Source organism: Amphritea sp., assembly GCF_016744155.1.
Classification (GTDB): domain Bacteria; phylum Pseudomonadota; class Gammaproteobacteria; order Pseudomonadales; family Balneatricaceae; genus Amphritea.
In genome coordinates this window covers 114,520-134,064 of the sequence record NZ_JADGEW010000009.1, presented here as the reverse complement: position 1 = coordinate 134,064, position 19,545 = coordinate 114,520, and the positions used below count along the sequence as shown (strand labels likewise).

At 44.5% G+C, this 19,545-nt stretch carries 14 protein-coding genes; 8 read left to right on the top strand and 6 right to left on the bottom strand.

Going from position 1 to position 19,545, the window contains the following annotated elements; all coding sequences use genetic code 11:
- Positions 1-236: 236 nt before the first annotated feature.
- Together QZZ54_RS09640 and QZZ54_RS09635 are read left to right on the top strand one after the other, a co-directional pair.
- Positions 237-716 carry a DUF2489 domain-containing protein gene (locus QZZ54_RS09640; RefSeq protein WP_290702195.1) on the top strand — a complete coding sequence of 160 codons (480 nt, stop codon included), beginning with the start codon at positions 237-239 and terminating at the stop codon, positions 714-716.
- A 70-nt stretch (positions 717-786) separates the two neighbouring features.
- Positions 787-1,098, top strand: a complete 312-nt coding sequence (locus QZZ54_RS09635) for a hypothetical protein (RefSeq protein WP_290702193.1) — start codon at positions 787-789, stop codon at positions 1,096-1,098.
- Here the strand turns inward: QZZ54_RS09635 and QZZ54_RS09630 are convergent.
- From QZZ54_RS09630 to QZZ54_RS09605, 6 genes are all read right to left on the bottom strand, one after another.
- Entirely contained in the window at positions 1,095-3,788 is a 2,694-nt protein-coding gene (locus QZZ54_RS09630) for an ATP-binding protein (RefSeq protein WP_290702191.1), read from the bottom strand. The two genes, QZZ54_RS09635 and QZZ54_RS09630, sit on opposite strands and share 4 nt — an antisense overlap.
- Positions 3,785-4,747, bottom strand: a complete 963-nt coding sequence (locus tag QZZ54_RS09625; RefSeq protein WP_290702189.1) for an ABC transporter substrate binding protein — start codon at positions 4,745-4,747, stop codon at positions 3,785-3,787. The genes QZZ54_RS09630 and QZZ54_RS09625 overlap by 4 nt, the downstream gene beginning before the upstream one ends.
- Positions 4,748-4,765: 18 nt before the next feature.
- The gene (locus QZZ54_RS09620) at positions 4,766-6,886 is read right to left on the bottom strand and encodes a TonB-dependent receptor (protein WP_290702187.1); all 2,121 of its coding nucleotides are present in this window, start codon (positions 6,884-6,886) and stop codon (positions 4,766-4,768) included.
- 314 nt (positions 6,887-7,200) lie between these two features.
- On the bottom strand, positions 7,201-8,340 hold the full coding sequence (locus QZZ54_RS09615) for a methyltransferase (RefSeq protein WP_290702185.1): 1,140 nt from the start codon (positions 8,338-8,340) through the stop codon (positions 7,201-7,203).
- Between the two features lie 67 nt (positions 8,341-8,407).
- Entirely contained in the window at positions 8,408-9,022 is a 615-nt protein-coding gene (locus tag QZZ54_RS09610) for a LysE family translocator (protein ID WP_290702183.1), read from the bottom strand.
- Between the two features lie 71 nt (positions 9,023-9,093).
- Positions 9,094-11,427 carry an ABC transporter substrate-binding protein gene (locus QZZ54_RS09605; protein WP_290702181.1) on the bottom strand — a complete coding sequence of 778 codons (2,334 nt, stop codon included), beginning with the start codon at positions 11,425-11,427 and terminating at the stop codon, positions 9,094-9,096.
- A 331-nt stretch (positions 11,428-11,758) separates the two neighbouring features.
- On the opposite strand from QZZ54_RS09605, the gene QZZ54_RS09600 reads away from it, so the two are divergent.
- From QZZ54_RS09600 to QZZ54_RS09575, 6 genes are all read left to right on the top strand, one after another.
- Positions 11,759-12,616, top strand: coding sequence for a putative selenate ABC transporter substrate-binding protein (locus QZZ54_RS09600; RefSeq protein WP_290702179.1), 858 nt, complete (start codon positions 11,759-11,761; stop codon positions 12,614-12,616).
- Positions 12,616-13,266 carry an ATP-binding cassette domain-containing protein gene (locus QZZ54_RS09595; protein WP_290702177.1) on the top strand — a complete coding sequence of 217 codons (651 nt, stop codon included), beginning with the start codon at positions 12,616-12,618 and terminating at the stop codon, positions 13,264-13,266. Before QZZ54_RS09600 ends, QZZ54_RS09595 begins: the two co-directional genes overlap by 1 nt.
- A complete protein-coding gene (locus QZZ54_RS09590) occupies positions 13,253-14,749 on the top strand; it encodes an ABC transporter permease (protein ID WP_290702175.1) in 1,497 nt (498 codons plus the stop codon). Before QZZ54_RS09595 ends, QZZ54_RS09590 begins: the two co-directional genes overlap by 14 nt.
- A gap of 315 nt (positions 14,750-15,064) precedes the next feature.
- A complete protein-coding gene (locus tag QZZ54_RS09585; protein WP_290702173.1) occupies positions 15,065-16,279 on the top strand; it encodes a diaminopimelate epimerase in 1,215 nt (404 codons plus the stop codon).
- Positions 16,276-17,958 carry an MFS transporter gene (locus tag QZZ54_RS09580; RefSeq protein WP_290702171.1) on the top strand — a complete coding sequence of 561 codons (1,683 nt, stop codon included), beginning with the start codon at positions 16,276-16,278 and terminating at the stop codon, positions 17,956-17,958. Before QZZ54_RS09585 ends, QZZ54_RS09580 begins: the two co-directional genes overlap by 4 nt.
- Positions 17,951-19,525 (top strand): hypothetical protein, encoded by a 1,575-nt coding sequence (locus QZZ54_RS09575; RefSeq protein WP_290702169.1) that lies wholly within the window; start codon positions 17,951-17,953, stop codon positions 19,523-19,525. The genes QZZ54_RS09580 and QZZ54_RS09575 overlap by 8 nt, the downstream gene beginning before the upstream one ends.
- Positions 19,526-19,545: the final 20 nt, after the last annotated feature.

The window sequence follows — 19,545 nt, the reverse complement described above, 5'->3', positions numbered from 1 at the left end:
AAGAAGGTTAGTGAGTTAAATGCTTTGTAAGAAAGTTGTTGCATGGGATTGGTGTAAACCAATAATGCCGAGCAACGAGCAACGAGCAACGAGCAACGAGCAACGAGCAACGAGCAACGAGCAACGAGCAACGAGCAACGCTCTCTTCTATAGCCACTGCTTTTTAACCCTATTTAATAGATAATGATCTTGTCTATCTGAGTATCTTAAACAGCTTTTTCGGAGTGTAGTAATCTATGTCTGACACAACAATTTATAGTTTAATTATAGTGAATCTGTTGGTTGTGACAGGGCTTTCTATTTTTATCTGGCGCCTGCTTAGTAAGCAAAAAGCGAAACGTGTTGAGGCGGAGCGTAAACTGCAGGAGATAGCTGCAGAGGTTAGAGAGCATCGACTCTATCTGATAGAAAGCTTGCAAGTGATTGCGAAGTCAGTCATCAACGGTGAAATTCCACTGGTTGAAGCCTCTATACGATGTAAAGTACTGCTAGATAATCTTGACCCTCTTCTCGCGCAGAACGAAGGTTTAGTAGTGTTTAATGAAGTATTTGAGCAGAGTAACCATATACCGCGGATGGAAGCCTGGAAGAAGTTGAAGGGGCCGCAGAAGCTTAAGTATATGGACCTTATCGAGACTCTAGAGGCTCAATATCAAAGTCAAATTCATAGCGCTGCAAAGAACCTGTTAGCTCAGGATTTGAGCCGGTACCATTGAGGTCCAGATGGAGTTTATAGCGGTATTTCTAGTCAGCTTGTTAGTGCTTTTCATATTAGTGGGAGGGCTTATGTTTGGCAGGGCTCCTGTCTATCGTCCTGAACGTGAATATGTGTTGGCTTTGTTACAAGGTATTGAAACTAGAGCAACTAAAGAACCTGTCTGGAACCTTTTTATTCACACTCCGATATCCCATGATGACGAACTAGAAACATATAGGCTACGTTGTTATCAGTTTGATCAGGGGGAGGTGAAGCATGTGATAGCCCGACAAGGAATCAATGGTTACTTGTATGATACTGAAGGGCGTTCGTATATTCGTGAAGTGGCTAAGGATCTGGATAACTTTATCCGTAATGCTCCGCTTTCAGTCGACTTTTAATCATTCAGATATTGATGATGTTCGATCAGGCGTTGTAGTCGCCATAATATATCCCAGGTTTCTCTACTATTCCCTGCTTTAACCGCATCATTGAGTTCTGAGCTGCAACTTTCTAGTTCTGGCAATTCGAAGAGGCCTGCCAGCCCAATGAGTTGATGGCTATGGTTTCGGATACCTATCTTGTCGTTCAAATTGAAGGCTTCTCTCAAACTCTTCATTTGCGCTGTGAGTTCATTATGAAGGTCCTCTTTGCTCAATTGATAGCGAGCAAGATTGGTGCGCTCTTGGAGGGGCTTAGTTTTTGTCATGGCCTTGCTATCAGCAATGCTTGGTTTATCTGATAACAGTTTAAGCAACTTAATAAGTCTGTTGTCGTTAACCGGTTTATATTCGATCCGGGTAATGCCTGCCTGACGTAAAGCATGTTCTTCGCTTGATATTACATCGGCGGTTAACGCGATAATAGGGATATCCGGGTGCGTTTTACGCACAACTTTAGTTGCTCTAATACCGTCCATTTCTGGCATGTGTACATCCATAATTACGATATCTGGTTTAATGGCATTAATACGCTCTATCGCTTGAACGCCGTTGCGTGCTTCAAACACAGTAGCGCCGGCTGCTTCTACGATCTTTCTTAGTAAAAGACGATTAAAATCGTTATCTTCGGCAATAAGAACTATTGTCTCTGGAGAAAGGGGATGTAGGCTATCTGCTTTTACTTGGGGGTTGTTATCTCGTGAGTGCTGAAGCCAATTTTGCAGTAAAGTCCGCTGTAACGGTTTGTTACTTATAGTTAGCTGATTATTCCTTTTCAGGTAGTCAAACTCTTCCATGTTACCGATTAAAGCGGGTGTCAAAAGTAGAATTTTTCCTTTAGAAGACGAAAGTAACTCAGTCATTTTAAGCTTTTGTTGATTCGCTATGTCTACGTTTGCGCTCAGCCCAAAGATTAATGTTGCCCCGTGGCTTTGTGCTTTCGATAAGGCTTTTTCGAGTGACTGTAGGGTTGCGCATTCGGTAACGTCAGTGACAGAAGACTTTACCATGCTACTGATAGAAGCAAGGCTCTCAGGATGCCGGTCAAATATGATTAGCTCCTTATTATGTTTCGCTTCTGGTTGGTGTTGAATTAGCTTTGCCTGAGTTTTGACGATAAAGCTACAACTTATATCAGTCCCTATGTTTGGCTGGCTGTTAAGCTGTACTTCGCCCTGCATCAACCCGACAAGTTTTTTTACAATGACCAGCCCCAGACCGCTGCCACCGAAGCGTCGAGTAATAGATGAGTCCGCTTGTGAGAAGGCGTTAAATAGATGCTGTCTTTGTTCTTCTGAAATGCCGATGCCCGTATCCCTGACGCTAAGCATTAGTTTTTTCTGGCTTGGTGTTTTTTTGATAACGTTTAGATTTACGAGAATATGACCAGCATCGGTAAATTTAATAGCATTGCTGATCAGGTTAATAGCGATCTGGCGAAGCCTGGTTGGGTCGCCCAAAACATCATTACAGGCCTGTGGGTCCACTTGATAGACTATTTCTAAGCCTTTAGCTGCTGCGCTATGTGACTGCATTTCTAGCGCTTCAAATATAACCAGTTCAGGGCTGAACTGAATGCGTTCGAGTTTAATTGCATCTGACTGAAGCTTGGCAAAATCAAGGATGTCATCGATGATTGATAGCAGCATTGTGGATGTTTGATTTATGATACGGCAGTGTTCTTGTTGCTCAATAGTCAGGCTTGTTTGCCTGAGTATGTTAGTAAAACCAAGAACAGATGTTAGAGGGGTTCGAAGCTCATGACTCATACGCGCAAGAAATTCATCTTTAGCCATGTTTGCCTGATCTGCACGCTGTCGGGCTTTCTGTAAAGCTATATTCTGGTCTTCCAGGTGGTGCATTGTTTTGCGTAGTCGGTCTGTTGCTTTATGAACTTGGCTTTCAAGTATCTGGTTAGAGCTCTGTACTTGTTCGCCAAGAAGGTTTACACCTTTTTCGAGGGAGCCTAGTTCAGCGGATGACTGTACTTTTACCCGGGCATCGAGATGCCCCTCCTCAAGCCTTTTTACTGCAGATGTGAGCGAAATTATCGGTTTTGTTAGTGTTTCAGCGAACCTAGCTGCAATGATAAAGGTGATTGCTAAGCCACCTAGAAGTATCAGCAGGCTATTACTGATGATTTGATTTTCCCTGCTATGCATTGGTTTTGTTGACATAGCCACAACAACCCAGCCAAGTAATTCTTGTTCAATTTTAGTCTGGTTTTCGGGTGAGTCGCTGACAATTATTCCCTGGGTAACGACGGGCGTAGTAAAGAGCCATACTTTGTCGCTCACCTGTCGATAAGGCTGCTGTTTCAGGTCCAGATTTAATTCGAAGTCACCAGAGCGATATAAAACTCGTTCCTGTTTATTAATAAAAATCACATCTGCAACATCGGCTTCCTGAGTTGGTCCCTGGCTTAGTGCGGATAACTGATGTGTCAGACCTGAAATCAGACCGAATTCAGATGCTTGCGCAATCAGGCGTGACATAGTCTCGCCTCTCTCAATAAGCGCCTTCTGGTTATCATATATTCGGGTGGTTACAAAGTAGCCAGCGAGAATCAGAGTCATTACAACCAGCGGTATTAGAGTGATCAACAGTATTTGTTGACGAATTCCATAGTGTCTTTTTTTATTATATTTCACTGGTTTTCATCCTCCTGAATCTGCCGATGGAGGATTTCAGCTGTACTGATTGAAAGTCCTAATTGTCTGGCTACTTTGGGGTTAGTAACGATTTTAAAATAGGGGCTGTATGTGGGAGGAGGTGTAGCCCCTCCTTCAATCAGGTGTAGTTGTTCAGCGGTATAACGCCCGATGTCTTCCGGTGTGGTTATACAGGCGGCCACAGCACCTGCTTTAACATAGTTATGAGAAAACGCGAGCAATGGTACTTTGCTGCGCAGGGACATATATAAAAGCCATTTGGCTGTTGTTTTATTAAAGGTGCTGGGATCAGGAATGACCAAAAACAGATCAGAATCATCCATAATGGGTTGTATGCGTTGTATCGGGTTGTCACTTAATGCCAGGGTTTGATAGTTGAGGCTGAAGCCCACATCCTCTGCTGATTTTTTCAATTCAGGTAACATTTTTTCTGAATTGGGCCCGAGAGTGAAACCAAGTTTTTCAAGGTTTGGTTTAATCAGCGAGGCAAGCCGTAACTGTCGGTGCATCGGTTGGTCGAGAAACACTGCGGTAGTTGAAATGTGCTTCTCTGTGATTCGGTCAGAGTATTTCTCTGATAACCGTTGAAACTGGAGACGGGGAATAAAAGTACTGAGAATAGTGCTGTTTTCCCTGCCGTATTGCATCGCAAACTCAGTTGCTTTGCTGCCGACGCTGATGATTATCTTATAGGAAGACAGGTGCTGTTCCGAGTTTTTGGTCAGATGGCTTGGATAAGATGTATCGATGTGAATTGCGGGGCCTTGACTGATAATCGTCGATGCAACTTTTTCATATGTAGGACTGTCACCGCTGAGTAACAGTAGTGAATCCGCCGCTTTAAGATTAGTGCAGACGAGCAAAAGCCCTACCAGTATGCATATTGCAAGCCGGTAGGCAGAGGCTTTTATAACTACTTCCAGTGTAGCTGTCTGCATATTCCGTTTGCTCGTAAATTAAAAACTCAGTTGTGCTTGTACATAGGTGCGCTGTTCAAACATATTTTCAGCATAAAACTCAGAATAGGGATTATCCAGTAAGTTCTGAACAATCAGCGCAATACTTAGCTTATTTTGGGGTGATATTTTGAAATTTTGGGAAATTTTCAGATCTGTACGGTGGTAAGGGGCATTGGGTGGACTTGAGTCTTTAACAGCTTCCTGCCAACGAACCGAACTCAGGTAGTAATGACTCAGACTTAATTGCAGGCGATTGGGCAGAGTAATACTGGCTAACGCTGAGGCTGTATGCATTGGATTGCGGGTTTCAAGCCTGTTAATAACGTCAGTCAGGCTTCCGTTATTATTACCGTCATTTCTGAAGCCATTGCTATCTATATACCCATAGTTGATAACTAGGAATGGCTTTAAACTACCTTCAGACTGGTATTTATACTGAAACTCAATACCTTGGTTGCTCCACTCTGCTCGATTCATATAGCTGCGATAGAGATGATCGGGGTCTAGCGGTGAAGAGGCGAGCATGGCCGCGTCTTGCAATTGATAGCTGGTTGTTATCCCGTCCTCAATTTTTTCATAAAAGATACGGGTATCCAATTGCGAGTGCAGTTCAGGCCAGTTGATCATTAAACCGATGTCGATAGAGTCTAATTTTTCCGGTGAAAGCTGATCATTAGCGATGAAGTCATAATCATAAACATCGCCGAAAAACCCAGTGTAGGGCGCCGGAATATATATAATGCTTTGAAAGTTTGCCTCTAGTAGCGACGGCATTCTGTATGCCCGGCTTACAGATGCCCTGAGTGTACTTTGCTCTGATAGTTGGTAGTTAGTTGCAATGCGGGGAGATACGCGAGTACCAACGCCGCTGGCATGTTCTAGCATCGCACCTGTGTTGATTATCCAGTTGGTAAATCCAGAATATTCCCAGTTAGTAAAAAGGCGGGTGCTTTCCTCTTTTACCCACTCGTTTGTATCTAACAGTTGTCTGTTCTTTGCGCTGGCAGCCCTGTATGCAATTCCGGTTATTATTTGGGAATTATAATCAGGTTGTTGTTTCAGGGTTATCTCAAGGTCGTGCTGTTCAATATTCCCGGTTTCTGCAGTGATGAAAAACGGCGCATTAGTGTCAAGAAATTCCTGAGCGATACTGACAGGCTGACCTATTAATGGGGCTGCCTCGTCTGCTGTTAATAGCCGAGCACTCAGATTATTTACTGAGTGTGCATAGGTCACTTTTAATTCCTCTGAGCCGCTAAGTGAGTGTGACCAGCTAAATTGCTGGTGATTGGTTTCAAATTCGCGACGATTGAAACCCCAGCCTGGCTTTGGTGCTATATCACCCACTGAGCTATAGCCCTCAGAATAACCAAGGTCAATTGTGAATGTATCTAGTAGCGTAGGAGAAATTGTCGTTTCAAAACTAAAATAACGTTTGAAGTAAGGGTCCTGTGCATCATAGGGAAAGGAGTACCCTTCATTACCTAAAAGTCCGGCAGCAACTCGATAATGACCGTGGGAGGTCTTTTGGCTATGTTGCGCCTGAGTGTTACGAGTATTGAATTCCCCTTGGGTATAACTTATAAAACTGGACTGATCGCTTAGGGGAGTGTGGGTAATGATATTTATTGCGCCTAAAAAAGCATTTGAGCCTTGGGTAACTGTGTTGGTGCCTCTAATTACTTCTATGCGCTCAATATCAGCCAGTGTTATTGGCAGAGTTTCCCAACTGACGGCAGAAAATAGCGGAAGGTAGACCGATCGACCATTGATCATTACCTCCATGCGCGGAGGGAATTTATCGCTCATGCCATGATAGGCGGCTGCAGAATTGTTGGTGGCAATATGGTAAGACTGCATACCCGGAACTAAGCGCAGCAGTTCCGGAATAGTCAGGGCGCTGGAAGCTTCAATCATCCGGCGGTCTATAATTGTGACAGAAGCAGGCGCCTCGCTCAGTGTTTGAGATAAGCGTGTTGCGGAAAATGTAACGGGCAGATCGTTGAAGTAATCAAGCTCAGAGAGCTCGCTCTGTTCGGTACTTTGTGCAGAGCAGGCAAAGAAAATAGCGGTTGTTGCAACGCTACGAAGAGCTCGGGGAAAACTAATGAATGGCATGGTTGTGGTTCATTCCTGAAATTAGGCTTGCTCAGATCCGTGTACCAACCCAAATAACAAAAGTACCCATCAAAATTGCTTCGATAATAAAACCGTTATGTTCGATTATCCATTGCATACTCATGACCTACAGCATGTTCATCTTTTCCTGATAAACATATGACCAGATATAATCAGTGGGAATTACAAAGGTATGAATATACCGTATTTAGATATATTGGTCGATTCGATACTGGGCAAGTTAATAACTTAAATGTAAACGGCTGTTTAACTAAAAGCTATTTTTCTATATCAGTAGAGGTGCGTGGTAAATACTAACTCTTTATCATTTTCAGGATTACAAATTTTTTATTACTTGCGACAGTTGAACAGTTACCGAAAAGTCGTTTTAGTTTTACGTGGTAGCCAAGGTGACGGTTACCTATTACCCAAAGCTCTCCCCCTTTTTTTAGTGCGGCAAAAGATTCTTTAAACATCTGTACGGCGATAAAATCGCCAATCGCGTTTTGTTGGTGAAAAGGGGGGTTGTTTAGAATGAGATCACAGCTGTCAGCGGCAATGCCTCTCAAGCAGTCTGTCACTGTAAAATTTGCCTGTCTGTCGGGAAATGCTGTTGTAAAGTTTGCTTTAGCGGAAGCAACAGCCATATACGATTCATCTACAAAACTTACGCTGGCATTGGGGTTTACTGAGGCTGTCATCAGCCCAACAATGCCGTTGCCGCAGCCTAGATCTAATATTTGTTGATAATGATCACTAACCGGAAGATTTTCGATCAGGAAGCGTGTGCCAATATCCAGCTTCTCCCTAGAGAATACGTTGGCATGGTTCAGAATTTCGTAGTGAGTATTTTCCAGAGTATAGGACCTGGGATAACTATTTTCAGGAATGATCAGTGCAGGATTTAAGTGGCTGTAAATTAAACGTGCCTTTTTGCGAGCGAGGGATGTTGTTGTGGTGCCAATTATGGACTCAAACAGTTGAAGTGTTGAGCTATGAATCCCTTTCACCATCCCGGCAGCAATAATCCGTGTATCTTTATCTATATAAGGCCGGATTCTGTGTAGCTGATCTTCCAGTTGAGCCAAGCTTTTGGTGACTTTAAGTATTACCAGGTTATAGGGATGATTAATTTCGCCGTATTCTTCCAAAGAATTCCTGAATGCAACGCTGCACTCCTCTATGTTATTTCTTTTCAGGTTTTCCAGTATTCCTTGAAATGAGATAAACGAATCACTGACGACGACGGGTTTTGTTTCTGACAGGGCGCAGGCCAGCGCTCCAAAATTATCATTTAAAATAAGAACCCTGCTCTCTGTTGTGATGAGTTGCTCTTCCATCAGAAAATTAAGTAGGTACTCGTCAGCGGCATCCCAGGCACGTAAGGTTTCTTTTGATCTGAGAGGAAAGCGTGTTAGTTCAAATTCTCCCTGGGGAGCAGCAAAGGTTTCCATCGAAGTCCTGTGATATTAAGCGTCGAGAATTGATAAAAAGTTGGACGAAATAATTAAGTAATACGATCTAATTGCGAGCGGCCAGATAAACACCGGCCCCCATCATTATCACACCAGCGCTCTGGTTTAGTCGCTTTGCCGCTTGTTTTGAACGGAGTCTGGCACTCGCCCAATGTGCACAAAAGGCAATTAACATCAGCCCAAGCATTAAAGCAAACAATGTTAGCGTAGCCGCCAGGGCAATGTCTCCGCTGTTCAGAACAGTCAGATCCATGAAAGTTGGCAGAAAGGCCATATAAAAGAGGATAACTTTCGGATTTGATGCTGAGATGAGAAATCCTTGAACAAACTCAAGGGAAGAACGCTTATTTACCATAGGTGCTGAGGTCTTTAGATCAGGTTTGCTGGTGAATAACTTTAATCCCAACCAGATAAGGTAAGCAGCACCAAGCCAGCGGATCAGAGTGAAGAGCCCACCCCAGTGTTCTGCAATGGCCGCTAACCCTAAGCATGCAAGTGTCAGATAGACTATATCACTGATAGTCATCCCCAGAGCCAACATAATACAACGTCTAGGGCCCTCAATTATCGATTTTGCCAAGATTGCAAACACACCCGGTCCCGGAGTTATACCGAAAATAAAGATAGCGATAAAAAAGGTGAGGGCGCTTTCAAAGGACATGTTTGAATCCGTTTAATAATTAAGTGGATTGTACTCTCTGAGACCTGAGGGGGCTATCCTGTGCGAATGAATTAACTGGCCAGACTGGATTTTTCTGAAGTTGTGGAGGTGATGCTGACATCTTTGAAAACACAGTTTTTGCCTGCAGATTTTGCTTGGTAAAGAGCCAGATCTACCCGTTGGATAATACTGTTAATTGATTCGCCTGGTTTGAGTTGAGCAACGCCAAAACTGCCGGTGATGGTATCAGGTATTGTTGGATTGAAATTCTGCATTTCTAAGGCCCGGCGTAGTTTCTCGGCGCTTTGAAAGGCCTGGCATAAATTGGATTCGGGTAGAATAATAAGAAACTCTTCTCCTCCCCAGCGGCCGTAAACATCGCTCTGACGGCAATTGTCTTTGAGTATGTGTGCAACGGTTTTGAGGACGATGTCACCTTCAAAATGGCCAAAACGGTCATTGATGAGTTTGAAATCATCCAGATCAAAAAAAATCAATGAAACCGGCCGGTTATATCGTACAGCGATAGCACTATTTTCCTTCAATGCTTCGATTACAGCGCGTCTGTTATTAATCCCCGTTAGTTGATCTTGTCTCGCCACCTTTTCTAATTGTGTATTGTGGACATGAATCAGTCGGTACCTATAAGCTAAGAAAATAAGCAACAGACTTGCACCCAGTAATAACTGCCATATTAGGGTGTAATCAGTTTCATGAACAAAGGCAATTTTTACCCAGCGGTCACTGATTGCGTCACGCTCTTTCTGCTTAATGGATGCGATCGCTTTATCAAAGATGCTTAAGAGAGGCGAGTCATGGTATTTGTGATTAACGGCGATACTGAGGTCCCAGTTATCTCGAACCTGATCGACTATTCTTATGCCGGTAACGTCGGTTCGACTAATCGCAGAACTGATGCTGTTAGGGGCATCCAGAAGAGCGATTACCTTGTTCTTTTTGAGTTGCGTTAATCCCTCTTCGACAGAGTTAACGCCAATAATTGTAGTGTTGGGGTAACGGCTTTTTATTATTTCGATGAAAGCTGAGCCGGCAACTATGGCTATAGGTTTTTTAAATAGTTCATTTAAAGAAATGTCCTCAGGAGTCTTTGAATCTATTGCGAGGACTGCGGGTATGCTAATAAATGCATCGGAAAATCCCATAAAATGGGCTCTATCTGGTGTTTGCATCGCTCCAGGGACAATGTCGCATTCACCAGTCTTCATCGCCTTAATAGTCTCAGCCCAAGAAGAGTGGGTAACTACTTCAAATTGAAGCCCAGTGCGTTGGCCAATAAGGCTCATGTAATCTGGGAAAAAACCTGCATATTGGTTATTGGTTAGTTGACTGTATGGTTCCCAATGAGGGTTTCCGCAGAGGGTGAGTACCGGGTGTGTTGCCAGGAACAAGTGCTCGCTGATCGACAGTGATAATTGATTTTCTGCCTTGGGGCGGTAGATGAAATCACCGATTTTGTAATCAGGAGAAATATAGTTAAACAGAAGATAAAGCTGAGATATCACTTCCAGCTTTTCCTGACTCAGGGAGCCGAAGTTTTCCTTTTTATCAAAAGCTAGTCTGGTTAACTGTTCCCCTTCAAATATGAGCGCCTCTCTGGAGCGGTTCTGACTGTTATAGTCTGAAATAATCAGCTCTGCGGTTTCTTCTATGTGATCGAAGGCATACAACCAGCCCTTTATTGTTGCGTTGCGAAACGACTCGACGAGGGCCGGATTTTTTTGAAGTAGTGATTTAGAAGTAAATAGCAGATCGGAATACATGTGAAAACCGAAGTCTTTCGGGTGGATGATGTTGTACTCTTCTCCCAGTTGCTTCATTTGAAATGGCTCGTTGGATATATAGGAGGCCATTGCATCTGTTTCTCCCTTGATAAGGGAATTAATATCAAAGCTGTGTTCCTGTCGTGTAAAGTCGCTGGGGCTGACGCCCGACTGACGTAGCATTGCAAGCAGTTCGACCTGTTTCTCTGCATCGGGGGTCATCATAATACGCTTGTTTAAGAGATCAGCAGGTGTCTTTATGCCTGATTTTTTAGTGGTTAACAGCATTAATGGGGAGTTTTGGAAGGCTGATAACAGGGCGACGATATCAGCGCCTTTTATCCGTTGAGATAGAATCGTCGAACGGCCTACAGCAAAATCTCTAGTGCCGTTGAGGACGAGCTCGACAGGATCTTCGTTACTTTCGAATTCGTGGATTGAGAGTTCAATGCCAGCATCCCGATAAAACCCTTTATGCTTTGCCATATAGTAACCGGCAAACTGGAACTGATGTTTCCAAATCAGTTGCAGGCTGGCAGGGGTCAATGCTTCTGCGCTTTGGCTGGTTGTCGGAATGGCAATGCTAAGCATAACCAGTAAATATTTAAGCATGCGGTTTTGCATAAATCAGTATCCGGTATCCGTTGGATAAAAAACAAACGGTTTATGCTAATCCCCCACTGAAACCGCCATGAAACAACAGGGAGGACGATATAAATATTCTATGTGATAAAAGTAATAAGTAACTGCGTTTAATCACCAGTACGGGCTGAATGTTAGTTCAGCATAGTCTCTTAACAATAGTTTTTTAATTTAAATATCATAACTTTTATGAAACAGTTGTTTATATAGGGGACTGATACTGCTTTGATCGCATAGAAACTGGCTGCATTGTTAACCCTTATTATGCGAAAATAGCGTCCCTAATTTTACTGATTATTCTGGAACGAAATAAATGTTTAAAATGATGTTTAGAGTGCTTGCTTTGATGATTCTGGCTGGTTCAGCCTTTGCAACACCGACTTTTGTGTTTACCGCTATTCCAGATCAGGATGAAACTCAATTGAAACAGCGATTTCAGAAAGTAGCGGATTACTTACAGCAGGAGCTGCAGACAGAGGTTCGTTTTATTCCTGTTAAATCATATGCAGCCACTATTACTGCGTTTAGGAATAATCAGGTTCAACTTGCTTGGTTTGGTGGGCTTTCCGGCGTTAAGGCACGTGAACTGGTGCCAGGTTCACGTGCGGTCGCGCAGGGGGTCGAAGATCCTGAATTTAAATCCTATTTTATTGCACATCAGAGCACTGGGCTGAGTGCAGCTGATCGGTTGCCTCAATCAATTGATGGACTGACATTTACCTTTGGGTCTAAAGGATCCACTTCTGGACGCTTGATGCCAGAGTATCATCTGCGTGAGCAGTTTGGCCAAAGCCCTGATGAGCTGTTTAAGCGAGTTGGTTTTAGTGGTAATCACTCGCGAACAATTGCTTTGGTAGAATCTGGTGCTTACCAGTTGGGCGCACTGAACTATAAAGTATGGGATGCCGCAGTAGAGGCGGGTAAAGTCGATACTGCCAAGGTTAAAGTGATTTGGGAAACGCCGACCTATCCTGATTATCAGTGGACTCTTCGGGGCGATCTTGATGCGGCATATGGCGAGGGCTTTACTGACCGTGTTGAACAGGCTTTGTTGAAGATGAATGATCCGGAACTGTTAAGTAGTTTCCCTCGACAGGGCTTTATCCCAGCGTCTAATTCAGACTTCGAACCAGTTCGTAAGGTGGCTAAGCAGATAGGTCTACTGGACTAATGTCGAGCCTGGCTATTCAGGATGCTTATCTGACATATGGAAACCACCGGGTCTTAGGGCCTGTCACTCTGGATGTCCGGGCAGGTGAGCACCTGATTTTACTGGGTAAAAGCGGTTGTGGTAAATCGACACTGTTGAATCATCTCTACACTGAGAACAGACAGGATTGCGCGTTAATTCCTCAGGATCTCGGTTTGGTAGAAAATCTTAGTGTTTATCACAATGTCTACATGGGGCGCTTGCAACGTTATAGTGCCTTGCGGAATTGTCTGAATTTTATTTACCCTGCGGTCGCGCGGATAGCGGAGGTTACTCCGTTGCTTGAGCAGTTAGGCTTAGATGAGAAATGTTTCTCTGCAGTAGCTGAATTATCCGGTGGGCAGCAGCAGCGGGTTGCTGTTGCTCGGGCGTTGTATCAGGCGGCCCCTGTTTTACTGGCCGATGAGCCTGTTTCTGCACTAGATGGCCCGGAAGCTGACAGGGTGATGGCGCTGCTGGGGCAATATTTTGCAACGGCGGTTATCAGTTTGCATGATGTCGATCGAGCGCTGCGGTATGGTCAGCGGATTATTGCGATCCAAAATGGGGAACTGGTTCTGGATGAGTCTGCGCATCGCCTCACTGTCTCATCGCTAAATGAGTTTTACTGAGGCGATGCTTTCCTCTTTATCTCGTTGGTCTGGCGGTGTCAAAACTAGCATAGGGTTTGTACTGGTGGCGATATGCTGCCTTTTTGTTGCAGATCTTGAAATTTCCAGTATCGATCCCTGGGCTGAGATGTGGCGTCTTGCAGACGGTTTATTTCATCCCAGTCTGATGCAGTCGAGTTTAGTGCTTGAAGCCTTGTTGTCTACTCTGGCGTTTGCCTTTGCCGGAGTGGCTCTGGCAGTCGTCGGAGGTTTCTTACTGGCACTGATGTTTCATAATGCATTTGTTCGTGGTTTCTGTGCACTGGTACGCTCTATACATGAGCTGTTTTGGGCGCTGATTTTTTTGCAGTTTTTTGGTCTTCATCCGTTGACTGGATTATTGGCGATTGCCATTCCTTATAGTGGTATCTTCGCGCGTATGTATGCTGAAATGTTGGCTCAAGTGCCAATGCTGCCAGCACGGACGTTGCCTTCCGGAACGGGTTATCTCAATACGCTTCTTTACACCCGTTTGCCTCTCGCCTGGCCTCATTTGGTTAGTTACACCTCATATCGTTTAGAGTGTGGTATTCGCAGTAGCGCTATTCTTGGTTTTGTTGGGCTACCAACGTTGGGCTATTACCTGGAATCTTCATTTTCACAAGGCTATTACTCCGAAGTCGCCGCACTGTTAATGCTTTTTTACCTGCTGATAGCCACTAAGAAAATCTGGTTGAGACGATGGACTTTGCCTGCACTTTTTCTGGGATCTCCCTTTTTCTTAGGGGATGGCATGCCTATTGTCTGGGGGAATGCCTGGCGCTTTATTTCTGAAGATATTATTCCGGCCCCGCTTCGTAATAGCGAAGCAGGAGGGCAATGGGAAAGCTTATCTAAACTATCCCAATGGACTTCAGATATTATGTTTAACCAGGCGTTGCCTGGGATCTGGAATACTTTAGTTTTGTCTCAGATAGCGTTGGTAGTAACCGGTTTGTGTGCTTTGATTATGTTCCCATTGATTAGTCGATACTGTTATAGCTTACCCGGTCGGATGCCCGGTTATGTGCTGCTGGTGATCGCTCGTTCTACGCCGGAATATCTTTTGGCATACATATTGTTACAGTTGCTCGGCCCTTCAATGTTACCGGCAGTGATAGCTCTGGCAATCCATAACGGGGCTCTGATTGGCTATCTTTCAGGGCGACATAGTAATGAATTAGTACTGCGATCAGATCTCCCCAAACGACGCTTAGATCGCTATTTTTATGAGCTATTACCTCGTATTTACCCCTCTTTTCTCTCTTTTATGCTTTACCGCTGGGAAGTGATTATGCGGGAAACTGCCATCCTGGGTATCTTGGGTATCCATACGCTTGGATTCTTTGTAGACAGTGCGATACAGGAAATCCGCTTTGATGTGGCGCTGGTGCTGATTTTGACAGCTGCTTTGTTGAATATTGCAGTTGATATGTTTTCCAGACGTATTCAGCGCTATATATAGTGATTGTTCTTATTAGGGCGGAATAACACTTCGTTTCGACTAGAACCAGCTGGCAGCTATAACCTCAGACATACAACTGCTTCAGCGCTAATTCCTTGAAAAATCAGCTCTATTATCTATTTGTTAACCTCATTTTGGGTAGCCCCTCGTTTGATAAACCGACTAGTGTGATGGTAAGTTGCATGCTTATAATAAAATAAAACGTTTGTTTGATCGGCGAGTTTTCTGTCTTGAATGTAGTCTCGTACATATCGAAATAAGCTTTTACCTATCGGCATTTGAGTAGTAGTACTTGTGTGCAGACAGGTGTGGTTTATGTGTGAGAATTTTTATATTCCTGGCTTCTGGAATTCCCACGAACGCTATCGGAAATTTACCATGAAATTAGTTCCGTTTGTTAAGTACACATCATGCGGTAATAACTTTGTTATTGTTGATGAAACGGAGCATACGTCTCTCACTGAGTATGAAATGTCACGGTTTGCGTTTCAGGCGACTAATATCAGTTTTGGGGTGGGTTGCGATAATTTACTGGTAATTCAACGTTGTAGTAAAGAGGCGTTGCAAGCTATCGCTAAAGAGCGTCCTTATTGGTGTTGGCCACCAGAGGCCGAACAGGCTAATTATCTGTTTAGGATGTTCGAGCCTGATGGCGAAGAAGCACTTTGTTGCGGTAATGGTCTGATGTGCGTAGCCAGTTATCTGTTGCATCAGCATGGGGTGACTTCTGCGTCAATTATGACAGAGATTCCTCTGCCTGAACCTAAGGTTATTCAGATTGGTGCCGGTGCAGATAGCATGGGCGGTTGGGTTAACCTTGGGCACCCCCGTAAAGCACCAGTTGAACTAGCAACTGCTGGTTTCTCTGAAGCCTTTACTGAAACAATCGATTTATACTCTGATATTAAAATTAACTTTCGGGCTGGCGATCTGCGTGCCTTCAGTGATGAGAGGGAATTACAACTTAAGGCTTATTTAGTTTTCACTGGGGAGCCCCATCTGGTGATTTTTCCTGATAGTGATTTCTCTATACCTGAGCTGGCTGATTATATTTTTGGTAGTTCTGAACAATGGTCGGTTAAAGACCGACGTGAAAGTTTCGGTACCTGGCTGGTGGAGCATATTGGGAAGTATATGAATGCTCGTTATAAAGAGATATTTCCCGCAGGAATCAATGTTAATCTGGCTAGAAGCCAACGGTCTGGAGTGCTCGAGAATCGCTGTTATGAAAGGGGGATAAACAGAGAAACACTGGCCTGTGGAACCGGCGCTCTGGCGGTTGCTTATGTCTACAGCAAACTCAGTCAATTAACGTTGGATGAGATCGATATTTTGCCCCATCGCTGCCGCTGGCATGATGATAACGCGCGAATAAGGATCAATCGTTCTGATGAAGGTTGGTCTTTAGCCAGTTCGCCGGTGATGTTGTTTGATGGTGTATACCGTTTGCTACCTGAGCATCATCGGGTGATAGAGAAACTATCGTCTAAAGATATTACAGGGAGCGATATCAACAGGGTAGTACCATGATGGAGCGTTCTGCGATTAAGTTGTTCTTTAGTGGTTGCCTACAGCTTCTCTTCATTACTAGCCTAGCGGCATTGCTTATATTTGCTGCTTATGAGCGTGCTGCTATAGATATCTCACTAATAGAGGTTATCTATTGGGGCGGATATGCGATCGCTTTTCCGACTCTTTTATTGGCAATGATTCAGTTCAGTCAAAGAAGAACAGCATCCTTATCAGGGGCAAGCATTAGCCGTTTGATGATGGCGCTTTGCGGTGTCTCTTTGTCTTTGCTCTGTTTACAGCACTTTTTACAGGGCTCTAAGGCTTTATCTCTGTTTGATTTGGGCACAGCCTTGCTGATTACCTTTCTGTTTGCACTTGAGCTAGCGGTATTTCAACAGAGCGGTAGTCGCCAGCCTAAGCTAAAAACCGTGCATTTTAAGCAGATGCGACCGGCCATCTTTCTATTTCTTTTTGGCATTGATCTGTCGATGGCATTTATTCCTTTGCATATGGAAACGTTACCGCAAAGTTTGAGTAGCATCAGCCCTGATCTGCTGATCGGATTACCTATATCGGTCGAGTTTTTTTGTGTAGGCGTGGCGATCTTGTGCTGCGGTGTCTGGTTGGATAAAAGTGGCTGGAAGGCACCGTTTTATACTGGCCTGGTGATAACAGGGCTGGGTTGCCTTTACTCATGGCTAGCGCCTGATGCTGTGCAGTTTATTCTCTCCAGAGGGGTGCTCGGGTTTGGTTATGGTTTGACCTTGTTAGCGTCTCAGGGGTATGTGATCAAACATACTGATAGCAGTAATAAAGCAAGAGGATTGGCGCATCTTTTTGCGGGGCTTTATTCCGGCAGCATCTGTGGCGCGGCAACGGGTGCTGTACTCGCTGAGCAGTTTGGTTATGGCCCGGTATTCCTGCTGGGTGCTTTGGTTGTCTTTAGCGTTATTCTTTATGGCTTACTAACGCTGTCTCAACCTGTAGGGGATGAGGTGGTTAAGAAAGCTGAACAGACAAAGAAAGTAGACTCTGTAACAAAACTAAATACAGACAAAGTTACTCCCCCTTCGCCATCTTTTATGAGCTTTCTGTTTGATCGTCAGGTGTTAGCAGCAACGCTGTTCAGTAGTATGCCGGCGTCGATTGCAGTGGTTGGTTTTTTGAACTATTTCAGTCCGGTTTATCTGAATCGTGCGGGTCTGAATGATGCTTCTATCGGGCAAGTGTTGATGCTATTTGGTGTGGTTTTAGCTTTGCTGGGCCCGGCGATTGGGCGGTTTGCTGATCAGAGTGAAACTAAACGGGGGCCGATAATTCTGGGCTGCGTTCTGGGAGGTGGAGCCTTTCTCGTGTTTGGTGTTCTCGATGGTGTAGTTGCGGTTACGCTATCAGTTCTCTTATTAGGGCTTTCGAACTGTTTGGTATTGTCCGCACAAAGTGCTTTTGTATTAAAACAGGAAGTTACGGGTCGTTATGGTGAAGGAAAGTCTATGGGGATCTTTCGCTCTAGTAGCCGGGTAGGCCAGATGCTCGGGCCGGTTATTTTTGCAGCTATTATTGCAACCACAGATATCGAGAATGGCGTTATGATGTTTGGGGTTATCTATCTGATAACGGCTATTCTTTTTGCTCTTCTTACCTGGGTCCCAAGGGGTTCTCCGGTCATTAAGCCGGTTGGTATTACTCATGAATAGCGGTGTTATCACTGATAAGCAGAATCTGGCAGAGCAGCTCCTTAGTATTGTTTGTCGGGAGGCTCCGGTGGTTGACCGGGTATTATCATCGGCGGGGAATCTTTCCGTTGCAGAGTATCTTCAGCAAATCTGTAGGGTGAGTCAGATCAGTTATCAACCCTGCTCCGATATTGCAGAAGTGATTCATGAGTATGTTGAACCCTTGTTAGGTAAGCAGCTCGCAGAGCGCACTGCTGCTGATTTTTTAAAGCATCCGGTAGCGCTGACGACCAACCATCACGGGGTCGACTTTTTTGCTCAGTCAGTGCAAGGGAGTATGCTATTTGGTCTGGCTAAACGGCAGATCGAAGGGATATCAACTATTCCTGTTTTTTCTTGTGCCAATATCCCCCTGGATAATGTTACCTATCCCCGGGGAGCTCTTTTGTACGGCACTGATTGTAATGACGGGGTTTGGCCATTACGAATACCTTTTTACTCAAATAAACTCAGGCGACAGCCGGTGGCTCGGGTGAAAGGTCTTGATATTAATATGATAAAACCTGTGCTGAAGCGGGTTCAGGACGTTGCTGCACAAGGTGCAGATTCCTCCTTAATCGAGTCGTTGCTGCAGCTGATAGAGGGTGAATATCTGTCAGAAGATGTTCAGGCCCAACAGAGCTATTCTGCCCAATCTGTGATCTTAAATGAACGTATCTGGAGTCGCCTTTTTACAGCCTCTGCTAAGATGCCTCAATTGGTCACTATTGAACTCGAAAAATTAACGCAGAAACTGCTGCTTCGTGATCTTCAGAACTCGGGTAGTTTAGTTTCACTACTCTTTGATAAAGGGATGATTTCAAAGCTCTATCAGCGGCTGAATAGTGTCGGGGGGTGCTGGAATCAGGATCTATTGGAGCAACGTTGGGAGGGGAAGTCTGATTCTGAAATGAAACAGATGCCCGGGGCCGGCACTTTTTGTTTTTGGGGCGTCGATAAACGTTTTCGTCGTATTCCTCTGATGCTGGTTGAGGATTTGGGGCAGCGGATGCTCTGCGGTTGTGACGATAATGGTGTTGAGTATCGCTACAGTATTGAGGCAGAGCCTCTTGCTGAAGCGATAAACCAGGGGCAGTTACTGCCCTCAGTATTCAGTTGTTTTCTGGCAATATCGCTGGCTCGGGGAGTTACCTGTTTAGGCGGCTATTATCAGGCGGATTATCTGCCCCAGATGCAGCAGGGAATCGTGGATATGTTGACGCAGGAGGGAGAAGCTCAGAAAGCTGCTCTAGTGGCTGAAAGCTGTACTGATGGTTATCTCTCTGGCATGCAGGCCATCATGATTGAACAGAAGAACACCTTGCTGCCAGCAGGGCCGTTGGAAATGTTGGCGACTGGGGAGGTCTCTATTGAAGAACTGGAATTTATCTCCGGTATCAATATTAGAGATGCGCATAGTGCATCACTGGCTGAAACAGTTGCTGATGTGCTGTCTGGCGATGAACAGGAGATAGACTGGCGACACACTCTTGCCTGTATTCAGAGTGAGCAGCTATCAGATAAAGTTGTTATCAGACGTTTAGATTGATGTAGGTTATATAAGTTGAA

What these genes read in the sequence shown, in the direction of transcription:
- QZZ54_RS09640 (WP_290702195.1), top strand. Translation starts at nt 237, where the DNA reads ATGTCTGACACAACAATTTATAGTTTAATTATAGTGAATCTGTTGGTT.
- QZZ54_RS09635 (WP_290702193.1), top strand. Translation starts at nt 787, where the DNA reads ATGTTTGGCAGGGCTCCTGTCTATCGTCCTGAACGTGAATATGTGTTG.
- QZZ54_RS09625 (WP_290702189.1), bottom strand. Translation starts at nt 4,747, where the DNA reads ATGCAGACAGCTACACTGGAAGTAGTTATAAAAGCCTCTGCCTACCGG.
- QZZ54_RS09620 (WP_290702187.1), bottom strand. Translation starts at nt 6,886, where the DNA reads ATGCCATTCATTAGTTTTCCCCGAGCTCTTCGTAGCGTTGCAACAACC.
- QZZ54_RS09615 (WP_290702185.1), bottom strand. Translation starts at nt 8,340, where the DNA reads ATGGAAACCTTTGCTGCTCCCCAGGGAGAATTTGAACTAACACGCTTT.
- QZZ54_RS09610 (WP_290702183.1), bottom strand. Translation starts at nt 9,022, where the DNA reads ATGTCCTTTGAAAGCGCCCTCACCTTTTTTATCGCTATCTTTATTTTC.
- QZZ54_RS09605 (WP_290702181.1), bottom strand. Translation starts at nt 11,427, where the DNA reads ATGCAAAACCGCATGCTTAAATATTTACTGGTTATGCTTAGCATTGCC.
- QZZ54_RS09600 (WP_290702179.1), top strand. Translation starts at nt 11,759, where the DNA reads ATGTTTAAAATGATGTTTAGAGTGCTTGCTTTGATGATTCTGGCTGGT.
- QZZ54_RS09595 (WP_290702177.1), top strand. Translation starts at nt 12,616, where the DNA reads ATGTCGAGCCTGGCTATTCAGGATGCTTATCTGACATATGGAAACCAC.
- QZZ54_RS09590 (WP_290702175.1), top strand. Translation starts at nt 13,253, where the DNA reads ATGAGTTTTACTGAGGCGATGCTTTCCTCTTTATCTCGTTGGTCTGGC.
- QZZ54_RS09585 (WP_290702173.1), top strand. Translation starts at nt 15,065, where the DNA reads ATGTGTGAGAATTTTTATATTCCTGGCTTCTGGAATTCCCACGAACGC.
- QZZ54_RS09580 (WP_290702171.1), top strand. Translation starts at nt 16,276, where the DNA reads ATGATGGAGCGTTCTGCGATTAAGTTGTTCTTTAGTGGTTGCCTACAG.
- QZZ54_RS09575 (WP_290702169.1), top strand. Translation starts at nt 17,951, where the DNA reads ATGAATAGCGGTGTTATCACTGATAAGCAGAATCTGGCAGAGCAGCTC.